Source organism: Kitasatospora sp. NBC_01266 (assembly GCF_036242395.1).
Taxonomy (GTDB): Bacteria; Actinomycetota; Actinomycetes; order Streptomycetales; family Streptomycetaceae; genus Kitasatospora.
In genome coordinates this window covers 8,183,793-8,204,049 of record NZ_CP108458.1, presented here as the reverse complement: position 1 = coordinate 8,204,049, position 20,257 = coordinate 8,183,793, and the positions used below count along the sequence as shown (strand labels likewise).

Genomic DNA, 20,257 nt, shown 5'->3' with positions numbered 1-20,257 from the left:
GATGGGTCGTTATCTGCTGCGCCGACTGCTGTACACCGTCCCCGTCCTGCTGGCCACCACCTTCCTGATCCACACCCTGGTCTTCGTACTGCCGGGCGACCCGATCCAGGGGCTGGCCGGCGACCGCCCCGTGCCCGCCTCGGTGCTCGCCGAGCTGCGCCACCGCTACCACCTGGACCAGCCGCTCTTCGTGCAGTACGCCGAGTACCTGCGCGGGCTGCTCCACGGCGACCTGGGCCGCACCTTCACCGGCGAGCCGGTCGCCGAGGCGCTGGCGGGGCGCTGGCAGGTGACGGCCCGCCTCGGCCTGACCGCCTGGGTCCTGGAGGCCTCGCTCGGCACCGCGCTCGGCGTCTGGGCCGGGCTGCGCCGGGGCCGCTGGGCGGACCGGCTGGTGCTCGGCGGCACCACCCTGGTGATCGCGGTACCCGTCTACATCCTCGGCTACCTGGCCCAACTGGTCTTCGGGGTGAGGCTCGGCTGGTTCCCGGTCTCCGGCACCGAGGCCGGCTGGCCGACCGCCTACCTGCTGCCCGGCCTGGTGCTGGCCTCCTTCGGCGCCGGCTATGTCGCCCGGCTCACCCGCACCTCGCTGCTGGAGCACCTGCGCGCCGACTACGTGCGCACGGCCAGTGCCAAGGGGCTGCCCCGGCACCGGGTCGTGGTGCGGCACGCGCTGCGCAACTCGCTGCTCCCGGTGGTCACCTTCCTCGGCGTCGAGCTGGGCTCGCTGCTGGCGGGGGCGGTGGTCACCGAGTACATCTTCAATCTGCCGGGGATCGGCCAGCAGGTCTTCCAGTCGATCCAACTGCGCGAGGGGCCAACGGTGGTGGGCGTCACCACGGTGCTGGTGCTGGTCTTCTGCCTGACCAACCTGGCGGTCGACGTGCTGTACGGGCTGCTCGACCCGCGGATCCGGCATGACTAGCCCGGCCGACCTGCCCGACGCGCCGAGCGCACCCGGGGCACCCGACCTGTCGAGCGCACCCGGTGCTCCCCCGGTGGCCGCGCCGCCGACCACGGACCTGCTGCTGCCACCGACCCGGCCGGCCCGGCGCGCCGCGCGCCGGCTGACCGCCCGGCCGGGCCTGCTGGCCTGCGGCGCCTTCCTGGCGCTGGTCGCGCTGATGGCCCTGTTCCCCGACCCGTTCATCGCGCTGCTCACCCACGACAACGGGCGCTGCGAGCTGATCGACGCCCGGGTCGGCCCGAGCTGGGCCCACCCGTTCGGCTTCGACACCCAGGGCTGCGACTACCTGGCCCAGCTCGTCCGGGGCAGCCGACCGCCGCTGCTGATCGGCCTGGCGGTGACCGCCGGGGCACTGGCCCTGTCGGTGCTGCTCGGGCTGCTGGCCGGGTTCTACGGCGGCTGGGTGGACGGGCTGCTCTCGCGGGCCACCGACGTCTTCTTCGGCCTGCCGTTCGTGCTCGGCGCCACGGTGATCCTGGTCGCCTTCCCCGACCACGGACTCGGCGCCATGACCCTGGTGCTGGTCGCGCTCGGCTGGACCACCATGACCCGGGTGATGCGCGCCCAGGTGCTCGGTGCGAAGGACGCCGAGTACGTCCGGGCCGCGCGCGCCACCGGCGCGGGCTCGCTGCGGCTGATGCTGCGTCACATCCTGCCGAACGCCGTGACACCGGTGGTGGTGGTCGCGATGCTGAACGTCGGGAACGTCATCTCGGGCGAGGCCACGCTGGACTTCCTGGGTGTCGGGCTGCAGTATCCGGCGCTCTCCTGGGGCCTCCAACTCAACGCCGCACAAGCCTACTTGCTCGACTTCCCGCACCTGCTGCTGTTCCCGGCACTGTTCCTGTCGGCGACCGTGCTGAGCTTCCTGCTGCTCGGCGACGCCGTCCGGGACGCCTACGATCCGACACTCCGCTGAACTCCACTGAACTCCGTTGAACTCCACTGAACTCCGTTGAACTCCGAGGACTTCGAGGACTCCGATGCGCGTACTGATCTCCGCCGACATGGAAGGCGCCACCGGGACCACCTGGCCCGGTGACGTCCTGCCCGGTACCCCCGGCTGGGAGCGGATGCGCCGCCTGCTCACCGGCGACGTCAACGCCTGCGTGGCCGGGCTGTTCAACGGCGGCGTCTCGGAGGTCCTGGTGAACGAGGCGCACGACACCCAGCGCAACGTGCTGCTGGAGGAGTTGGACTCCCGGGCCCGGCTGCTCACCGGCCGGCACAAACCGCTCGGCATGATGCAGGGCGTCCAGGAGGCGGACGCCGTGGTCTTCCTCGGCTACCACACCGGCGCGGGCGTGCACGGGGTACTCGCCCACACCTACCTGGGCGCCGGCCTGACCGGCCTGCGGATCGACGGCGAGCCGGCCGACGAGGGCCGGCTGAACGCGCTGACCGCCGCCGAGTACGGAGTACCGGTCATCCTGGTCACCGGCGACGACCTGACCTGCGCCGCCGCGAGCCGCTGGGCACCGGGCGCGCGCACGGCGGCGGTCAAGGAGTGCGTCAGCCGGTACGCGGCGATCTGCCTGCCGCCCGACCGCAGCACGACGCTGATCCGCGAGCACGCCGAGCAGGCGATGGGCGACCACCGGCGACACGGGCGGCCCGATCCGGTGAGCGGCCCGCACCGTTTCGAGATCGACTTCCACGCCACCCACCAGGCCGCCGCCGTCGCGCTGATCCCGACCGTCGAGCAGGCCGGCCCGTGCACCGTCGCCTTCAGCGCGCCGAACGCGACCCGGGCGGCGCAGACCTTCAAGATCTGCTGCGCGATCGCGAGCGGCGCGGCGGAGGCAGAGTACGGCTGAGGAGCGTTGCGGCTGAGGCGTGGTACGGGCCAAGGCGCGGTACGGCGCCGGCAGCCGCGCCATTGCGGTTCGGCCGTGCGGTCGGGGAGAGTGGTGACCATGGCGACGGACGCGCAGGCGATGCTCTCGGTGGCGCTGGCGGAAGCCCGGCTCGGCCTGGCCGAGGGCGGCATCCCGATCGGCGCGGCGCTCTTCGGCCCGGACGGCGAGTTGCTCGGGCGCGGCCGCAACCGCCGGGTCCAGGACGGCGATCCGTCCACGCACGCGGAGACGGCGGCCTTCCGCGCGGCCGGCCGGCTGCGCGGCTACGGGCGCACCACGATGGTCACCACGCTCTCGCCCTGCTGGTACTGCAGCGGCCTGGTGCGGCAGTTCGGCATCGGGCGGCTGGTGGTGGGCGAGGCCGAGACCTTCCACGGCGAGCACGACTGGCTGGCCGAGCACGGCGTCCTGGTGACCGTCCTGGACGATGCCGAATGCGCCGCGCTGATGCGGGAGTTCATCGCGGCCCGTCCCGAACTCTGGTACGAGGACATCGGAGAGTGAGCAGTGCCGGCTGAACTCCCCCACTACGACGTGGTGATCGTCGGCGGCGGCCACAACGGACTGGTCGCCGCCGCCTACCTGGCCCGGGCCGGGCGCAGCGTGCTGCTGCTGGAGCGGCTCGCGCACACCGGCGGCGCCGCCGTCTCCGAGCAGGCCTTCGCCGGCCTGCCCGCCCGGCTCTCCCGCTACTCCTACCTGGTCAGCCTGCTGCCGTGGAAGATCGTCGACGAGCTGGGCCTGCGCTTCACCGTGCGGCAGCGGCGGATCTCCTCCTACACCCCGACCGTGCGCGAGGGTCGGCCCACCGGACTCCTGGTGGACCAGGCGGACCCGGCCCGAACCGCCGCCTCGTTTCGCGAAATCACCGGATCGGAGCGCGAGTTCAAGGCCTGGCAGGAGTTCTACGGGATGACCCGGCAAGTGGCCGAGCGGGTCTTCCCCTCGCTCACCGAACCGCTGCCGAGCCGCGCGGAGCTGCGCCGCCGGGTGGCCGACCCGGCGGCCTGGACGGCGCTCTTCGAGCGACCGCTGGGCGAGAGCGTGGAACGGTACTTCGCCGACGACCTGGTCCGGGGCGTGGTCCTCACCGACGCGCTGATCGGCACCCGGACCTGGGCACACGACCCCTCGCTGCGGCAGAACCGCTGCTTCCTCTACCACGTGATCGGCGGCGGCACCGGCGACTGGGCGGTGCCGGTCGGCGGCATGGGCGCGCTCACCGACGCGCTGGCCGACGCGGCCCGGGCGGCCGGCGCCGAGCTGCGCACCGGCTGCGAGGTGACGGCGGTGGCCACCGACGGCCGGACCGCCGAGGTGGCCTACCGCGAGGGCGAGCGCGACCACCGGGTGGGCGCCCGGCGGGTGCTCTGCAACGCCGCACCGCACACCCTGGCCCGGCTGCTCGGCGAGGCCCCGACCGAGCCGGCTCCCGAGGGCACGCAGCTCAAGGTCAACATGCTGCTGCGGCGGCTGCCCCGGCTGCGGGACCGCTCGGTGGACCCGCGCGACGCCTTCGCCGGGACGCTGCACCTGGCCGAGTCCTACCGCGAGCTGGCCGCCGCCCACCGGCAGGCCGAGGCGGGGCGACTGCCCGACCCGGCGCCCAGCGAGCTGTACTGCCACTCGCTCACCGACCCCTCGATCCTCGGCCCCGAACTCGTCGCCCAGGGCTGCCAGACCCTCACCCTCTTCGGCCTGCACCAGCCGGCCCGGCTCTTCGCGGCGGGAACCACCGCGCAGGCGGCGCTGCGGGCCGTGCTGGCGCCGCTGGACGCGGTCCTCGACGAACCGCTCGCCGACTGCCTCGCGCTGGACGAGCACGGGCGGCCCTGCCTCGAGGTGAAGACCCCGCTGGACCTGGAGCGCGAACTGGGCCTGCCGGGCGGCAACATCTTCCACCGCGAGCTGGCCTTCCCGTACGCCGAGGCGACGGCCGGGGCTGACGTCGACAACGCTCACACCGACACCGACAGCGCCGCCGGCCGCTGGGGCGTGGCCACCGCACACCCGGCCGTACTGCTCTGCGGCGCGGGCGCGGTGCGCGGCGGCGGCGTCAGCGGCATCCCGGGGCACAACGCGGCGATGGCGGTATTGACGGAGTAGGCAGCGGCAGTGGGCTCAGAGCCCGCCGCTCCCGTGCCAGTGCCCGCGCCCCGACCAGCCCGGCTCGACCCGTTCCCAGGCGAGCTCCCAGGCGCGCTCGGCCCGGCGGTCCAGCGTGCGCCGCCGCACCCGGTAGCCGACCAGCGACACCACGCCCACTCCGCTCAGCGCGCCGATCCCGTACAGCGCGGCGGCGGTCGCCAGCTCGCTGTCCGGCTCCGGCGGTGCGGCCGGGCCGCCGCTGTCGTCGACCCAGAGCGGCACCTGGCTGCCCTGCGGGACACCGGCCGGCACCCCGATCACCCCGGTGTGCGCGGCGGCCCGCGGATAGGCCCAGGCGGCATCGGCCTGCGCCGACCAGAGGGACCGAGCCGCGCTGTCGGTGGCCGCGCTGAGCGTCGTGGCGGTCACCTCGTGCCGGTGCAGCGCGAGCTGCCGGGCCTGCGCCCGCATGCCGCCCAGCAGGATCAGCGCCACCAGCGTCCCGACCAGCACCGCCAGCGCCAGCCCCGCCGTCAGCGCGATCAGCAGCCGGCTGCGCGAGCGGTCCACCGGACGGCACAGGGGGTTGTCCTCCCGGCCGAGCGCGCGCCGCACCTGGCGCACCACGGGCGCGCCGGTGCCAGGGTGCCGATGCGGCGAGACGGATGCGCTGGACATGGCGCGCCTCCTCGGTGCCGGGGCACGAAAGCTGCTGCCCGCTGCGCGCACTCACGCAGTGTCCGCCGCGCCGACCGACGGGTCTCATGGACCGACGGGTCTCTCCCTGTCGCTCTCCCCTTCAGTCTCTCCCTCCCGGCCGCCGTCCTCCAGGGCGGCGGTCGAGCCCCAGGTCAGCGGGGTGCCCGCCGGGCCAGCAGGGCGTACGTCTCGTGCCGGGCGTGGACGGCGCCACCGAGGGCATCGCGCGCAAGGGCACCACGCACGCCTGAACCGGCCGGACGAGCCGTAGCCCGTCCCGACCGGTCGGCTCCCGATCGTGCGGTCAGATCTTGTCCGCCGCGATCATCAGGTAGTGGAAGCTGCCCTCCCGGTAGGCCGTCAGGAAGGCGTCCTCGATGCCGCTGGCCACCTCGGCCTGCGCCCGCAGCTCCCAGTAGGGAATGGTGGCGGCGGTCAGGTCGACCACGCTGATCGGGACCAGGTCGTTGGCCGACATCGCCGCGAAGTACTCGCTGCGCGGGTGGATGTCGCAGATGTAGTGCGCGTCGATCTGGCTGACCGCGCGGGACGGCTGCCGGCCGTGCACGTCGTTGTAGCAGCCGGTGATGGTGACGTACCGGCCGCCGGGCCGCAGCACCCGGGTGTGCTCGGCGAAGAGCTTGCGCAGGTCGACGTACATGGTGCTCTCGTTGTTCCAGATGGCCTGGAAGGTGGCATCGGGGAACTCGTTGTGCAGCATGTTGCGGAAGTGGAAGGCCACCTTGTCGGCGACCCCGCGCTCGGTCGCCTGGTTGTTGGCGAACCGCACCTGCTCCTCCGAGATCGAGATGCCGTCCACCTGGCAGCCGAACCGCTGGTTGGCCAGGAAGCTGGTGCCGCCCCGCCCGGAGCCGGCGTCCAGGATCCGGTCCCCGGAGCCGAGCGGGCCGAGCTGGTCGAGCAGGTACTCGGCCTGGGCCGCCTCCAGCCGGTGCAGCTCGGCGACGATCCGCTGCTCCCGGGCGGCCTCGTCGCCCTCCAGGACGGACCAGTCGACCTCGCCGATGCCGTAGTGGTGGTGGAAGGTGCCGCTGACCTCGCCGAGCCGCAGGTTGACCGGGGCCTTCTCGTTGTTCCAGTAGTCGGCCACGGACCGCTGGTACCGGGTGGCCAGCACCTCGGCGGAGCGCGCGTTCGGGATGCTGCTGTCGAGCTGGGTCATGATGTCCGTCCTTACGGATTGCTATGGCTGGTTGTAGCGGGGGCTGCTGGCGTGCCACTCCTTGTTGCCGCCGAGCCAGGCCCACAGCGCGCCCAGGTAGCGGGTCAGTACCGGGTCGCCGGTGGCGCTCAGCGCGGCGGCGGAGGCTTCGAAGGAGTGCACGAGCTCGTTGTGCAGTTCGGCGGCGCGCTGGGTGGCCTCGGCCGCCGAGCAGCCGTCCTCCGCCGCGATCACGGTGGGCAGGTTGTACTCGAGGCCCGCCGCACCGCCCTCCTTGCGCATCGAGTAGACGTCGTTGAGCAGCACCGAGGCGAGCGCGGCCTGCAGGGTCGCGCGCCGCACCGCGGGACTGCCGTAGACCGTGGCGGGCAGCTCGTAGCCGCCCATCGTGTCCACCAGCGTCATGCAGGGCAGAAAGCTGTTCATCTGACGGTTGGCCAGGTACTCCCAGACGGCCGGCAGCCGCCCGCCTATTCGCCACCCGGCCTCGGCGTCCATGCCGAGGAAGAGTCCGGCGATCTCCTGGCGCAGCCGGGTGATCTGGGCCCCGCCGGCGTACTCGGCCAGGCGCTCGACGGAGTCGCGCAGCGCGTACCAGACGGGCTGGGTGGTCATCGCGCGCCGGTAGGCCTCGGCGTGGCGGCCCGGCAGCTGGGCCGGGTCGGTCGCCGACTGGGCCAGCATCAGCTGCGGTCCAAGGAGTTCGGGGTGGTCGCTGGTGGCGGCCTCCTCGCAGAAGTAGTCATCGACGGCGAACTCGGCCGCCATGCAGCGCGCGGCGGCCAGCAGCCGGGCCGGGTCGTCGGTGTCGGGGTGGGTGAGCATGACCAGGCGTCCGTAGTCGGCCTGCCGGAACTTCTCCAACTGGCCGGCGTAGATGCCGACCTGCTCGGCCCAGCGGACCAGCCGGTCGTTGACCTCCTGGCCGAGCGCCGGGTCGTCGCGCAGGTGCGGCGGGCAGTACAGCTCGGGGAGCGCGGCACCTGAACCGGACCCGGCGGGAGCTGCGGCCCCGCTCGCGGTGCCGGTCCGGGTGCTGCCCGCGGCGCCGGTCAGCGGGACGCGCGGCCGCAGCAGCTCGCTCACGCGGACGGCCGAGGTGCCCAGGCCGCTCGGACCGCTCGGCAGCCGGCGGCCGGCGAGCGGGACCGCGGGCCGGGTCGGCGGCAGGGCTTCGAAGACGGCCACCGGTCAGGACCTCGGGGCGGCGATGTCGACGTTCTCCAGGATGCCGACCGCGTCCTGGACCAGGATCGCCACCGAGTAGTACGCGGTGACCAGGTACCGCATGATCGCCTTGTCGTCGATCCCCATGAAGCGGACGTTCAGGCTGGGGTCGAACTCGTCGGGGATGCCGGTCTGGTGCAGTCCGATCACGCCCTGGTCCCGCTCACCGGTGCGCATCGCGAGGATCGAGGAGGTGTGCCCGTCGGTGATCGGGATCTTGCCGCTGGGGAAGATCGGCACACCGCGCCAGGCCGGGACCTGGTGACCGTCGACCGTGGTGCTGTCCGGGTAGATGCCGCGCTTGGTGCACTCGCGGAAGAAGGCGGCGATGGCCTTGGGGTGGGCGAGGAAGAGGTCGGTGCCGCGCCGCATCGAGAGCAGGTCGTCCATGTCGTCCGGAGTGGGCGGCCCGGACCAGGTGTTGATCCGCTGGTCGTAGGCGGCGTTGTGGAGCAGGCCGAACTGACGGTTGTTCAGCAGCTCCCACTCCTGGCGCTCGCGGATCTCCTCGACGGTCAGGCGCAGTTGCTCCTCCAGCTGGTTCATCGGGTCGTTGTAGAGGTCGGCGACCCGGGTGTGCATCCGCAAAATGGTCTGGGTGAGCGAGAGTTCGTACTCGCGTGGCGCGAGGTCGTAGTCCACGAAGGAGCCGGGGATCTCCGCCTCGCCCTCGTGCCCGGCGGCGATGGCGACCTCCACCTCGCCCTTGGAGTTCACCTTCCGCTCGCTGTTGGCGACGAACTTGCCGACCTGCTCGCGCAGTTCGGCGGAGCGGCCGAACAGTTCGAGGAAGGCGTCCCAGCGCAGCACCAGCATCGTCCCGGCGGTGGCCGCCTTCACCGTGGCACTCCAGCGCGGCTCGCCGCCGCCCGCCGCGCCGACCCCCAGCTCCAGCAGGGCCTCGTCGCCCAGGTGGTCGCCGTCGGCCAGCACGCCGATGGTCTTCTCCTCGTCGCCGTACTTGCCGGGCGCGATCCGCTCGATCCGGCCGTGCGCGATGACGAAGACCTTCTCGATCGGCCGGCCGCGCTCGGCGATCACCTCGCCCGCGCGGAACTCGCGGACGGTGAACCGGCCGGCCAGCTCGGCCAGCAGCGCCTCGTCGCCGAAGTCGCGCAGCACCGGCAGCTCACGCAGCGTCTCGGGGATGATCCGCACGTCGTCGGCCCCGGCCTGGACGAAACCGACCCGGCCCCGGCCGACCGCCAGCGAGAGTCGGCGGTTGACCCGGTAGGTGCCACCGGACACCTGCACCCACGGCAGCCGCCGCAGCAGCCAGCGCGAGGTGATGCCGCGCATCTGCGGCGCGGACTTGGTGGTGGTGGTGAGCGTGCGCGCGGCGGCGGTGCTCAGGCTGAACTGGGTCTGGGCGGGAGCGGTGTCCGGTTCTATCGTCATTCGCGGGGCTCCAAGGAGAGAATGAGGGCATGCGCATGCCAAGAGCGGCGACGGATGACAAGGGACAAGTGCTCTCGGTCGACCGTGCCGGGCAGCAGAACGATAAGCCCACTGAAAACTCTGCTACGGAGCTAACCCGCCAACCTCGGATGGCCGGCCGAGCTGCCGGGCGCGCGACATCTTGCCTGGTCAGACGGTTCGCCGGGATCTGACCAGCGATAGCTGGAGGAGATCATTCCGCTAAGTGCCTGGGTGGAGCCAGTGCCGGACAGTGGCTTGATCAGGACCTGGAGCGATCAAGGAACAGCCCGAGCCCCCTACAATCCCTCGCCCCTGCCCGCACCCTCGGCGGCTCGGCCCGCGGTCGGCGGGTCAGCACGCATCGGCCCCGCCGGTGCGCCACCATGGCAGGCCAGGCACACTGGGCGGCATCTCGCTCCTGGGGACGGCCCGCCGGCGGCCGCGCGATCATGGAGGGGTCACGGTTTTGCCCGCACGGCAGGAGGGCAGGGAGAGGAACGGTGCACGCCGAGACCTCGGACCAGGACGCCGGCTCGGCGCACGGCGGCCCGGCCGTCGCGAGCGAGGTGTCCCTGCTGCGCGCCGCGCTCGACAGCGCGCCGGTGGGCCTGGCGATCCTGGATCCGGAGCTGCGCTGGGTTCAGGCCAACGTGGCCTTTCTCGCCCTGACCGGCTGCTCGGCCGCCGAGTTGCTCGGCCGGCCGGTGGCCGACACCTCGCTGCGGGACCTCACCCCGCCGCTGCGCGGGGCGATCGCCGGGGCGGACGCCGCCGAGCTGGTCCTGCGCCCCGGACTGACGCTGCGCTGCCGCCGTCTGGAGTCGGACCGCGCGACGGCGGGCGTGCTGGTCACGGTCGACGCCGACGAGCAGGTCCGGACCCGGCTGACGCTGCTGAAGACCGCCGCCGACCGGATCGGCAGCACGCTGGACGCGGACACCACCTGCGCCGAACTGGCCCGGTTCGCGGTGGACAGCAAGATCGCCGGGTTCGCGGCCGTCGACCTGCTGCCGGGCAGCCACTCCGGTGCCGTCACCGGCCGGATCCGGCTGCACCGGGCCGCGCTGGCGGCGACCCCCGCGCTGCTGCCACGACTGGCCGCCCTGGCCCAGCCCGGCGAGAGCATCCGGCACGAGGAGGACTCACCGGCCGCCCGCTGCCTGGCCGCCGGCCGACCGGTGACCGGCCGGGTGCCCGCCGAACTGGCCACCGGCGACGACACCGAGCAGTTACTGGCCGTCCCGCTCAGCGCGCGCGGGCGCACCGTCGGCGTCCTCTCGCTGGCCCGCCCGGGTGCCAGCGCCCCGGGCTTCGCCGGTGCGGGTCTGGTGCTGATCGAGGACCTGTGCGGGCACGCCGCGCTCAGCATCGACAACGCGCTGCGCTACACCAGCTCCCAGGGCGTGGCGCTGGACCTGCAACGGGCGCTGCTCGCCGAGCCCGCCACCCCGCACCCCAACCTGCAGCTGGCCACCCGCTACCTGCCCTCCGGCAGCAGCTCGGTGGTCGGCGGTGACTGGTACGAGGCCGTGCGGCTGCCGTTCGGGCGCACCCTGCTGGTGATCGGCGACGTGATGGGCCACGGTGTCGAGGCGGCCGTCGACATGAGCACCTACCGCTCGATGCTGCGCTACACCGCGAGCACGGACCTGCCGCCGCACCGGATCCTGCGTCAACTGGACGCGCTGATCTCGGAGAACGACACCGCCCGCCCCGCCACCTGCCTGCTCGCCCTGGCCGACCCCAACCGGCGCCGCTGGACCTTCGCCAGCGCCGGGCACCTGCCGCCCGCCCTGATCACCCCCGGGCAGCCCACCGAGCTGGTCCAACTGCCCACCGGCCCGCCGCTGGGCAGCGGGCTGGCCGACTACGAGCAGATCACCCGTCCGCTGCTGCCCGCACAGGTCCTGCTGCTCTACACCGACGGCCTGGTGGAGCGCCGCCACGAGGACATCGACGTCTCACTGGCCCGGCTCGCCGAACTCCCGCTGCGGGCCGGCGCCGACCTGGAGGACCTGCTGGACACCGTTCTGCACCGCCTCGCCGCCGGCCCGGCGCAGGACGACACCGCCCTGCTGGCGGCCCGGGCCCGGCCGGCCCAGGAGCCGGGCCGCGGCTGAACCGGGTCGGTGACCGGTCGTCAGCTCGCCACGGGTGCGTGGCGCGGCCCGCCGCTCCGCGCACAAGCAGGGCACGACGGCGGCCGGCAGCGCCCCAGGTGGGAGCGCTGCCGGCCGCCGTCGGTGCCGCGGTGGTTCGGCGGTCAGCTCACGGTGAGGTTGAGCGGACCGGCGAGCGCCGTGTAGCCGTCGTTGTAGAGGTACCAGACGCTGTAGCTGCCGGGGCCGCTCAGGCTGCTGGTGGCGAAGGTCAGGCTGCCGCTGCCGTTCGGCGCGTACTGCCAGGTGGTCGAGGACTGCGAACCGGGCGTCACCCCGGCCGGGTAGATGCCGATCCAGTTGGTCGAGCTGGTGGTCGCGGCCGGCGTCGAGTACTGGACGGTGACGCTCGACCCGTTGGCCACGCTCGGCGTGCCGGTGGTCAGCGTGCTGGTCGGCGCCGGGGTGCTGCTGGGCACGAAGGCGTCGTTCAGCGGGGTGGCGTAGGTGTCGTTGGCGGTGATGCCGGGCAGGCCGAGCGCCGCCTCGATGGTGCGGGCGGTGCTGTAGTGGTCGTAGCGGCTGCTGCTGCTGGTGCCGGCCGGGACGGTGCCCTGCGAGCCGTCGACGATCGCGGCCACCTGGTTGTCGGGCTGGCTCTCGTCCTCGTCCCAGGTGACGATCAGCAGCGACTTCTGGGTGGTCCAGGCCGGGGACTGCATGATCGGCGCCAGGGTCTGCTGCAGCCAGCCGTCCTGGGTCTTGAGGCTGGTGGCGCTGCCGTTGCCGGACGCCTCGCCGTCGTAGTAGTCGTCGGCGGCGAGCCAGGAGAAGGCCGGGGTGGTGGCCGCGCTCTTCAGGTCGGTGGTCAGCTGGCTGGTGTCGACCAGGTGGGCGGCGCAGCGGGTCGGGTTGCCGCTGATGTCGGTGTAGTTGAAGAACGGGGCGTCGTCCGGCTCGTACTTCGCGTCGTACTGGGTGCTGGTGTTGCAGGGGGTGCCCATGCCCTGCTCGTAGGCCTTCCAGCTCTTGCCGGCGGCCTCCAGCCGGTCACCCAGGTTGGTGTTCGGGTCGTTGATGTTCGGGTAGTAGGTGGCGCCGGTGGTGTAGGTGTCGCCGCCCGCGACGGCCAGGTAGTTCTCGTCACTCGGGTGGTAGACGGCGTGGTAGTTGCTCATCGACGCGCCCTGCGCCATCAGGCTGTGCATGAACGGGGTGTCCGCCGGGTCACCCATCACCTGGTTGTAGTCGGTGTTCTCCATCATGACCATGAAGACGTGGTCGTAGCCCGGCACCTTGGACACCGGCGGCGCCAGGGTGGGCGCGGTGACCGGGGTGTTCAGGGTCAGCGAGAGGTTGTCCAGGTAGCCGGACTCGCCCGAGCTCTGCAGGAACTGCACCTCCACCTGGATCGAGCGGGTTCCCGCCGGGACGGTGCCGGTGCTGCTGCGGGCCAGGAACTCGGTGCTCAGCGAGCGGTCCGTGGCGGAGACGGTGGGCAGCTCGGCCGTCGAGCCGAGCTGCGCGCCGGAGGCGTTCTGGAACTGCAGCGAGACCTGCGCGTAGCCCGCGTAGGTGGTCCAACCGCCGAGCCAGCCGGCGAGGTTGTAGCTGACGCCGCCACCGTCGATGGCGCTCGCCGCGGAGGAGACGTCGACGGTCTGCTCCATCGCGCCGTCGCCCTGGTTGCCGGGTGCGAAGAAGGCGTTGCCGGGCGTCGGGCTGGACGGGTGGCCGAAGCTGCCCGCCGAGTAGCAGATCACGTCCGGGCTGCCGGAGAGCACCGTCCACCCCGGCATGGTGGTGGCCGCGGTCCAGTCCTTGGTGCAGTAGCCCGCCTCGGCATCCCCGTTCACGATCAGGTTGCCGCTGGTGGTCGCCGCACTCGCGGGCTGCACCGTGATCAGCGCGCCCAGCAGGGCGAGAACCACGCCCAGGGCTCGCCAGAGTCGTCTCATGTCGCCGCTCAACCTTTCGTCGAACACCATCGTTGTCCGTGCCAGGTCATAACCAACCGGTCCCGGCTGTCCGCGGGGCGAACGGCGGGCCAACGGGTCCTGGCCGAAATGGCCGGGATCTGAGGTGAGTTGTATAGACAAGAATGGCCAACTCCGGATCCGGCGGCAATCCCCTCGGCACCCCGGGCGGCATCCGGCTCTCGCGTCCGGCCCAACGGACACGCCCACCCACGGGTGACGGGACGCTCGGGACGCCTTCGCCCACTGCTACAACGGGACGCCTGAGGGGGTGAGGCACTGATGGCCAACCCGGCCGCGTACCACTCGACCATCGGCCACCCGGCCATCTGCCAGTCGATCACCGGCCAGTCGGCGATCGGCCAACTGGCCAGCACGCAGCTGCGGCTGGACGCCCGGCCGATCGACTACGTCCTGCTCGCCGTCTACTTCGCCGTGGTGCTCGGCATCGGCGCGCTCGCCCGGCGGTCGGTCTCCTCCAGCCTCGACTTCTTCCTGTCCGGCCGTTCGCTGCCCGCCTGGGTGACCGGGCTGGCGTTCATCTCCGCCAACCTCGGGGCGGTCGAGATCTTCGGCATGACCGCCAACGGCGCGCAGTTCGGCGTCCCGACCTTCCACTACTACTGGATCGGCGCGATCCCGGCCATGGTCTTCCTCGGCCTGGTGATGATGCCGTTCTACTACGGCTCGAAGGTGCGCAGCGTCCCCGAGTTCCTGCTGCGCCGCTTCGGCAGGTTCGCGCACCTGGTCAACGGGCTCAGCTTCGCGGTCGCCCAGGTGCTGATCGCCGGGGTCAACCTCTACGCGCTGGCCACCGTGGTCAACCTGCTGCTGGGCTGGCCGCTCTGGGTGTCGATCATCGCCGCCGCCGTCATCGTGCTCGCCTACACCACGCTGGGCGGGCTCTCGGCGGCGGTCTACAACGAGGTGATGCAGTTCTTCGTGATCGTGTCGATGCTGGTGCCGCTCACCCTGGTCGGGCTGCACACGGTCGGCGGCTGGCACGGGCTGACCCGGCGGATCGAGGCCACCCACAACGACGCCGCCGCGCAGCTGCACGCCTGGCCCGGCAGCAACCTCACCGGGATCGAGAACGCCGCGCTCTCGGTGATCGGGATCGTCTTCGGCCTCGGCTTCGTGCTCTCCTTCGGCTACTGGACCACCAACTTCGCCGAGGTGCAGCGCGCGCTGGCCGCCCGCAACATGTCCGCCGCCCGGCGCACCCCGCTGATCGGCGCCTATCCGAAGGCGCTGATCGCCCTGGTGATCGTGATCCCCGGGATGCTGGCCGCCGTGCTCTCCCCGGAGCTGGCCGCCTACAAGGCCAGCGACGGCACCCTGGACAACGGCGTGACCTACAACAACGCGATCGAGCTGCTGATCCGCGACCTGCTGCCGAGCGGCATGCTGGGGGTGGCGATCACCGGTCTGCTGGCCGCCTTCATGGCCGGGATGGCCGCCAACGTCAGCTCGTTCAACACGGTCTTCACCTACGACCTGTGGCAGGCGTACGTGGTCAAGGACCGCCCGGACGCCTACTACCTGCGGGTCGGGCGCACGGTGACCGGGCTGGGCTGCGCGATCGCGATCGGCACGGCGTTCATCGCCAGTGACTACAACAACATCATGGACTACCTCCAGACCCTGTTCGCCTTCTTCAACGCCCCGCTCTTCGCCACCTTCATCCTGGGCATGTTCTGGAAGCGGACCACCCCGGCGGCCGGCGGCATCGGCCTGCTGGTCGGCACCGCAGCGGCCGTGACGGTGGATCAGCTCAACCGGCACCACGTGCTGCACATGTCCGGGCAGGGCCCCAGCTTCGTCGCGGCCAGCGCCGCCTTCGTGCTCGACATCGCAGTCAGCGTCGCCGTCTCACTGGTCACCGAGCCCAAACCGGACCGCGAACTCGTCGGCCTGGTCTGGGCGCTGACCCCGCGTACGACGCAGCAGGAACCGCTCGCCGCCGAGGACGCCGGCTGGTACCGCAACCCCGCGCTGCTCGGCGCCGGCTCACTGGTGCTGGCGGCGGTGCTCAACGTGCTCTTCTGGTGAGAGGGACTCCCCCATGCTCGACCTGCGCTGGATCCTCGCCATGCTCTTCGCCTTCTACGGCACGGTCCTCACCGTCCTGGGCGCCGCCTTCACCACCACCGAGGACCTGGACCGGGCCGGCGGGGTGAACGTCAACCTCTGGGTCGGCATCGCGATGCTGGTCGGGGCGGCGCTGTTCGGCGGCTGGGCCCGGCTGCGCCCGATCCGACCGCCGGAGCGCGGCGGGGCGGAGCAGCCGGACGGACCGTGACTGCTGCGGCGACTACGGCGGCGAGTTGACGACCACGCAGCATATCGCTGCCAATGGGACTGCGGGGCAGCTCTGCTGAGGTTCACTCAGCTGACCTTCGCACGGCCAGCGTTCGGCTACGATTGGCTACGAACAAGAGCACGACGACCGTGGGAATCAGCCCGGCGGCGTCAGTTGGACCGCCCGGCGGGGACGAGCGGACGAATGGGCTCCGGCCTCGAGAAGTTCCATGACGAACCGGTATTGACTCCTCCTGGAAAGGCGAAGATTTTCGGCGGGAGCGGTAAAGGTTCACCGCGAACGGCCACTTGGGCCGCCCCGGACCAGGCGCTCGGGGCTTCACAAATGCTTCACTCATCGCCGCTTGCCAGGCCCATCACAGCTGTGGGCAGAATCGAATCGTTTCTGGCCGTACAGCGACAGCTCCGGGGGCAGGAGAGCTGGACAGGAGAGCTCCACCGTGAAGTTCCGCGCCAAGCGCGCATCCGGCGAGGCCCACAAACCTGCGGTTCAGGGGAGCGAACGGCCGGCACCGCCGCCTCCGCCCACCGTGGTGCCGCCGCAGCGGCCCGCTCCGGTCGCCGGGGGCGCACCGGCGGCACACGCGACCGCATCGGCGCATCCGCCGGTGGCTGCCGGGACCGACCTGTCGGCGGCCCGGGCCGCGAACGACAGCGCGCTGATCCGGGCCAGCCTCTCCGTGGTCGAACCGCATGCCGCGAACCTGCCGGGCTTCTTCTACGCGACCCTGTTCGGCCGCTATCCGCAGGTCCGCGAACTCTTCCCGGTCGACATGGACGTCCAGCACGACCGCCTGCTGCGGGCGCTGCTGATGATCGTCGACCTGGTGGACGACCCCGCCAACCTGGTCAGGTTCTGCGAACACCTGGGCCGCGACCACCGCAAGTTCGGCACCGAGAGCGCACATTACGCAGCTGTCGGTGAGTGCTTGCTGGCCACCCTGGCGCACTACGCGGGCCCGGCCTGGAACGCCGAGACCGCCGCCGCCTGGACCCGCGCGTACACCACGGTCGCCGAGGTGATGGACCAGGCCGCCAAGGCCGACGCGCTGATCCGCCCGGCCACCTGGGCGGCCCAGATCGTCGGGCACCACCGATACGGCGGCGGCATCGCCGAGTTGACCGTGCGGACCGACCAGCCCTACCCGTTCGACGGCGGGCAGTACGCCAGCCTGACCACCCCGTGGTGGCCGAAGCTGTGGCGCTACTTCTCCCCCGCCAACGCCCCGCGACCCGACGGCACCATCACCTTCCACGTCCAGGAGGTGCCCGGCGGCCGGGTCAGCGGCGCCCTGGTGCACCGCGCCAGGGTCGGCGACGTGCTGCAACTGGGCGCGCCGCAGGGCGACATGGTGCTCGACCCGACCTCGGCCAGGGACATCGTCTGCGTCGCGGGCGGCACCGGGCTGGCCCCGATCCGCGCGCTGATCGAGCAGGCCGCGCTGAACGGCCTGCGGCGGCGGGTGGACGTGTTCCTCGGCGCCCGCACCGCCGAGGGGCTGTACGGACTGGACGACCTGCTGCGGATGTCCCAGCGCCACCGCTGGCTCACCGTGCGCGCCGCCGTGGCCGACCAGGAGGCGCGCGACGGCGCCGCCTTCCTGCCCAAGCTGCTGGCCGACTCCGGTCCCTGGCAGCAGCACGACGCCTACCTCAGCGGGCCCGCCCCGATGATCGTCACTGCCGGCCGGGTGCTGGCCCGGGGCGGGGTGCCGCTGCACCGGATCCACCACGACCCGTTCGTCTCGCTGGACGACCTCGCCTGAGGCAACTGTCCGGCGCCGGCTGCCCGCCGGCTGCCCGCCGTCCGGCGCCGGACAGTTGATGACAAGTCAGTTGATGGCCCGTCAACTGACAGCCGGTCCGCACGACCGGTCCGCCGCTCAGGACTTGAGCGCCACCGCCGCGTAGACCGAGGACTCCTCGTCGCTCACCCACGCACCCTCGCCGCCGTCCGGCCGCCAGCGCTGGGTCGGCACGATGCCGGGCACCGCCAGCTCCCAGTCACCGAAGAACCGGGCGAACTCCGCCTGGCTGCGGGCCTGCAGCGGGGTGCCGGCGGACCGGTATATCTGCACCAGCCGGGCGACCTCGGTGGGCGCGAAGTCCTCCGTCACGTGAGTCATCACCAGGGCGCTCCCGGAGACCAGCGCGCCCCTGAAGTGCTCCACGATCCCGTGGGTGCCGCGGTCGTCGGGCACGAAGTGCAGCAGGGCGTTGAGGCTGAGCGCTATCGGGCGAGTGAAGTCGAGGGTGTCGCGCAGCTCCGGCGAGGCGAGCAGCCCGGCCGGGTCGGTGACATCGGCCTGGACGTACGTGGTGCGGCCCTCGGGGGTGCCGAGCAGCAGCGCCTTGGCGTGCGCGAGGACGATCGGGTCGTTGTCCGCGTACACCACCCGGGCCGCGCGGTTGACGCTCTGGGCGATTTCGTGAAGGTTCGGTGAGGTGGGGATGCCGGTGCCGATGTCGAGGAACTGGTCGATGCCGGCCTCGGCCAACGCCCGGGTGGAGCGGTGCATGAAGGCGCGGTTGACCCGGGCCGTGGTCTCCACGAAGGGCATCACGGCCTTGACCTGGCCGGCCGCCTCGCGGTCGGCGGCGAAGTTGGTCACGCCGCCGAGGAAGTAGTCGTACATCCGGGCCGAGTGCGCCCGGTGCAGCTCCAGGTTGACGCCGTCGTAGTCGGTCATCGATTCCCCCTTCATGATCCGGATGGCCGCGCGGACGCCCAACGGCCGCCCCGCAGTGGTCCGTGCGGATCCTTGCGGATCCTTGCGGATCCTTGCGGATCCTTGGTGAGCGCGCCGCCACCCGTACAACTGGACGAGCACCATGATTACCCACTCGCGGCCATGCCACCCCGACAACCCGAGAGTAGTTTTGCCAGCCGCATATGACACCATGTCAGGTAGTGGGATCATCGGAACATCACAAACTGTTCTTGTCTTGCGCCAGAACGATCCCACTCTGGTTCGATGGTCGTCGAAGGTGAGCAGCGCACTCTTCCCGAGGCGGCCCGGCCGCGCCGCTGACCGAACGCCGAGAACCTTACGAAGGCAGGACCGATGACCATGGACAAGGACGGCCGTACACCCGGGCGTCCGGGAGGGCCTGCGGTGGACGACACCGGTGAGAACCCGGCCAATGCCCGGCTGCGGCTCTCCTACCAGGTGTTCTGCGAGCTCCACAGCCGGGCCTGGCTCGCCTTCGCGCGCACCAGGATCGGCAACCGTGCCGACGCCGAGATGGTGGTGGCGGCGATGACCGCCGAGCTGGCCCTGCAGTGGCAGCACGCGCTGCGCCATCCGGTGCCGGCCGCCTACGCCTGGCGGTTGCTCAAGTCCCAGCTGAACGAATGGGATTGGAACCAGGACGAGCTGACGGTCGAGGCCACCACCTTCGCCGTGGTGATCAACCGGTTCAAGGAGCTCGCCGGTGACAGCCTGCGCAGCGAGGCCGACCAAGTCGGCTTGTACAGCGCGATCCTGGCCCTGCCGGACCGCCAACGCGACGTGGTGATCCTGCGCTACGTACTCGACCTGGACGACCAGGAGATCGCCGCCTATCTCGACCGGCCGGTGGAGACCGTCCGCTCCAACCTGCGGCACGCCCGCGAGCGGCTGGCCCGGCGCCTGGGGATCAGCGAACTGCCGGATCGGCGGGCCGAGCGGTGACCCGGCGGCCCAGATCGGCGGCGCTGCCCGAGTGGCTGGGCTGCGAGCCCGATGCGACCGACCCGACGGCGCAGGGGGGCGCGCAGAGCGAGCCCGCGCTCTCGGTCCCTGCTCCCAGCCGCCCCTACGAGGAGCTGATCGCGACCGCCCGCCAGGCCCGGCTCACCGCCGCGCCGGCCAACCTGCCCTCCGAGCACGAGCAGGCGGCCTTCGAACTCGGTCTGGTCGTCGCGCTGGTCCTGGACGCCCCGGAGGCGGCACGCGGGTTGGACCTGCTGGTCAACAGCCGGCAGATCCACCCCGAAGGCGCCGAGGTGTTCGCCGCGCTGCTCTACGCCAGCGAGCGGGTCGACGGCGCCGAGTTCTGGTGGCGCTTCGCGGCCGGCTCCGGGAGTCGGACCTCCGCCTACTGCCTGCACCTGCACCACCTGCGACTGGGCGAGTCGAGCGACGCGGACTACTGGCTGGCCTGGTCCCGCGACCTCGCCGCCCGGGCCCGCCCGACGCCACCGCGCCCGCTGCGCGCCAGCCAACCACTGCTCCCCGACGCCGTACGCCGCGACATCCTGGCCCGCTGCCACCGCGGCCTGGCGCCCCGGCTCCCGGCGGCCCTGGAGGCGGTGATCAACCAACTCCCGGTCAGGGCCGACGATCCCGACTTCGGACACGTGCCCCGGCCGGACGCACTCGCGCTCGACGACCTGGAGCCGATGGACCGACCCTCCGTGTGAGGTGTCCTGG

Annotated in this window: 17 protein-coding genes; 11 read left to right on the top strand and 6 right to left on the bottom strand. The window is 72.1% G+C overall.

What is annotated here, in order from left to right:
- Position 1: 1 nt before the first annotated feature.
- The 5 genes from OG403_RS35160 (at position 2) to OG403_RS35140 (ending at position 4,935) form a co-directional block, all read left to right on the top strand.
- On the top strand, positions 2-928 hold the full coding sequence (locus OG403_RS35160) for an ABC transporter permease (protein ID WP_329571683.1): 927 nt from the start codon (positions 2-4) through the stop codon (positions 926-928).
- Positions 921-1,889: an ABC transporter permease gene (locus OG403_RS35155; protein ID WP_329571681.1), complete on the top strand. Its 969-nt coding sequence runs from the start codon at positions 921-923 to the stop codon at positions 1,887-1,889. The genes OG403_RS35160 and OG403_RS35155 overlap by 8 nt, the downstream gene beginning before the upstream one ends.
- A gap of 64 nt (positions 1,890-1,953) precedes the next feature.
- Positions 1,954-2,787: a M55 family metallopeptidase gene (locus OG403_RS35150; protein WP_329571679.1), complete on the top strand. Its 834-nt coding sequence runs from the start codon at positions 1,954-1,956 to the stop codon at positions 2,785-2,787.
- Between the two features lie 99 nt (positions 2,788-2,886).
- Entirely contained in the window at positions 2,887-3,333 is a 447-nt protein-coding gene (locus tag OG403_RS35145; protein WP_329571677.1) for a nucleoside deaminase, read from the top strand.
- Between the two features lie 3 nt (positions 3,334-3,336).
- Entirely contained in the window at positions 3,337-4,935 is a 1,599-nt protein-coding gene (locus OG403_RS35140; protein WP_329571675.1) for a phytoene desaturase family protein, read from the top strand.
- Between the two features lie 15 nt (positions 4,936-4,950).
- Here OG403_RS35140 and OG403_RS35135 read toward each other — a convergent pair whose 3' ends face one another.
- From OG403_RS35135 to OG403_RS35120, 4 genes are all read right to left on the bottom strand, one after another.
- Positions 4,951-5,595 carry an Rv1733c family protein gene (locus tag OG403_RS35135; protein WP_329571673.1) on the bottom strand — a complete coding sequence of 215 codons (645 nt, stop codon included), beginning with the start codon at positions 5,593-5,595 and terminating at the stop codon, positions 4,951-4,953.
- Between the two features lie 325 nt (positions 5,596-5,920).
- On the bottom strand, positions 5,921-6,799 hold the full coding sequence (locus tag OG403_RS35130) for a geranyl diphosphate 2-C-methyltransferase (RefSeq protein WP_329571671.1): 879 nt from the start codon (positions 6,797-6,799) through the stop codon (positions 5,921-5,923).
- Between the two features lie 21 nt (positions 6,800-6,820).
- Positions 6,821-7,987, bottom strand: a complete 1,167-nt coding sequence (locus tag OG403_RS35125) for a family 2 encapsulin nanocompartment cargo protein terpene cyclase (RefSeq protein WP_329571669.1) — start codon at positions 7,985-7,987, stop codon at positions 6,821-6,823.
- 3 nt (positions 7,988-7,990) lie between these two features.
- Positions 7,991-9,424, bottom strand: a complete 1,434-nt coding sequence (locus OG403_RS35120) for a family 2B encapsulin nanocompartment shell protein (protein ID WP_329571667.1) — start codon at positions 9,422-9,424, stop codon at positions 7,991-7,993.
- A 521-nt stretch (positions 9,425-9,945) separates the two neighbouring features.
- Here OG403_RS35120 and OG403_RS35115 point away from each other — a divergent pair.
- A complete protein-coding gene (locus tag OG403_RS35115; RefSeq protein ID WP_329571665.1) occupies positions 9,946-11,565 on the top strand; it encodes a SpoIIE family protein phosphatase in 1,620 nt (539 codons plus the stop codon).
- A gap of 143 nt (positions 11,566-11,708) precedes the next feature.
- Here OG403_RS35115 and OG403_RS35110 read toward each other — a convergent pair whose 3' ends face one another.
- Complete coding sequence (locus OG403_RS35110) at positions 11,709-13,502, bottom strand: alkaline phosphatase family protein (RefSeq protein WP_329571663.1); 1,794 nt, start codon at positions 13,500-13,502, stop codon at positions 11,709-11,711.
- Between the two features lie 300 nt (positions 13,503-13,802).
- Between OG403_RS35110 and OG403_RS35105 the strand changes: the two genes are divergently transcribed.
- From OG403_RS35105 to OG403_RS35095, 3 genes are all read left to right on the top strand, one after another.
- A complete protein-coding gene (locus OG403_RS35105; protein WP_329571661.1) occupies positions 13,803-15,572 on the top strand; it encodes a sodium:solute symporter family protein in 1,770 nt (589 codons plus the stop codon).
- Between the two features lie 13 nt (positions 15,573-15,585).
- A complete protein-coding gene (locus OG403_RS35100) occupies positions 15,586-15,822 on the top strand; it encodes a hypothetical protein (RefSeq protein ID WP_329571659.1) in 237 nt (78 codons plus the stop codon).
- A 628-nt stretch (positions 15,823-16,450) separates the two neighbouring features.
- Positions 16,451-17,608 carry a globin domain-containing protein gene (locus OG403_RS35095; protein WP_329571657.1) on the top strand — a complete coding sequence of 386 codons (1,158 nt, stop codon included), beginning with the start codon at positions 16,451-16,453 and terminating at the stop codon, positions 17,606-17,608.
- 117 nt (positions 17,609-17,725) lie between these two features.
- On the opposite strand, the gene OG403_RS35090 is transcribed toward OG403_RS35095, so the two are convergent.
- Entirely contained in the window at positions 17,726-18,532 is an 807-nt protein-coding gene (locus tag OG403_RS35090; protein WP_329571655.1) for an SAM-dependent methyltransferase, read from the bottom strand.
- 426 nt (positions 18,533-18,958) lie between these two features.
- Between OG403_RS35090 and OG403_RS35085 the strand changes: the two genes are divergently transcribed.
- Entirely contained in the window at positions 18,959-19,516 is a 558-nt protein-coding gene (locus OG403_RS35085; protein WP_329571652.1) for an RNA polymerase sigma factor, read from the top strand.
- The gene (locus OG403_RS35080) at positions 19,513-20,247 is read left to right on the top strand and encodes a hypothetical protein (protein WP_329571651.1); all 735 of its coding nucleotides are present in this window, start codon (positions 19,513-19,515) and stop codon (positions 20,245-20,247) included. The genes OG403_RS35085 and OG403_RS35080 overlap by 4 nt, the downstream gene beginning before the upstream one ends.
- Positions 20,248-20,257 lie beyond the last annotated feature (10 nt).

Coding starts and splice junctions, on each gene's coding strand:
- OG403_RS35110 (WP_329571663.1), bottom strand. CDS start 13,502: ATGAGACGACTCTGGCGAGCCCTGGGCGTGGTTCTCGCCCTGCTGGGC.
- OG403_RS35130 (WP_329571671.1), bottom strand. CDS start 6,799: ATGACCCAGCTCGACAGCAGCATCCCGAACGCGCGCTCCGCCGAGGTG.
- OG403_RS35135 (WP_329571673.1), bottom strand. CDS start 5,595: ATGTCCAGCGCATCCGTCTCGCCGCATCGGCACCCTGGCACCGGCGCG.
- OG403_RS35155 (WP_329571681.1), top strand. CDS start 921: ATGACTAGCCCGGCCGACCTGCCCGACGCGCCGAGCGCACCCGGGGCA.
- OG403_RS35105 (WP_329571661.1), top strand. CDS start 13,803: ATGGCCAACCCGGCCGCGTACCACTCGACCATCGGCCACCCGGCCATC.
- OG403_RS35090 (WP_329571655.1), bottom strand. CDS start 18,532: ATGACCGACTACGACGGCGTCAACCTGGAGCTGCACCGGGCGCACTCG.
- OG403_RS35150 (WP_329571679.1), top strand. CDS start 1,954: ATGCGCGTACTGATCTCCGCCGACATGGAAGGCGCCACCGGGACCACC.
- OG403_RS35160 (WP_329571683.1), top strand. CDS start 2: ATGGGTCGTTATCTGCTGCGCCGACTGCTGTACACCGTCCCCGTCCTG.
- OG403_RS35120 (WP_329571667.1), bottom strand. CDS start 9,424: ATGACGATAGAACCGGACACCGCTCCCGCCCAGACCCAGTTCAGCCTG.
- OG403_RS35100 (WP_329571659.1), top strand. CDS start 15,586: ATGCTCGACCTGCGCTGGATCCTCGCCATGCTCTTCGCCTTCTACGGC.
- OG403_RS35145 (WP_329571677.1), top strand. CDS start 2,887: ATGGCGACGGACGCGCAGGCGATGCTCTCGGTGGCGCTGGCGGAAGCC.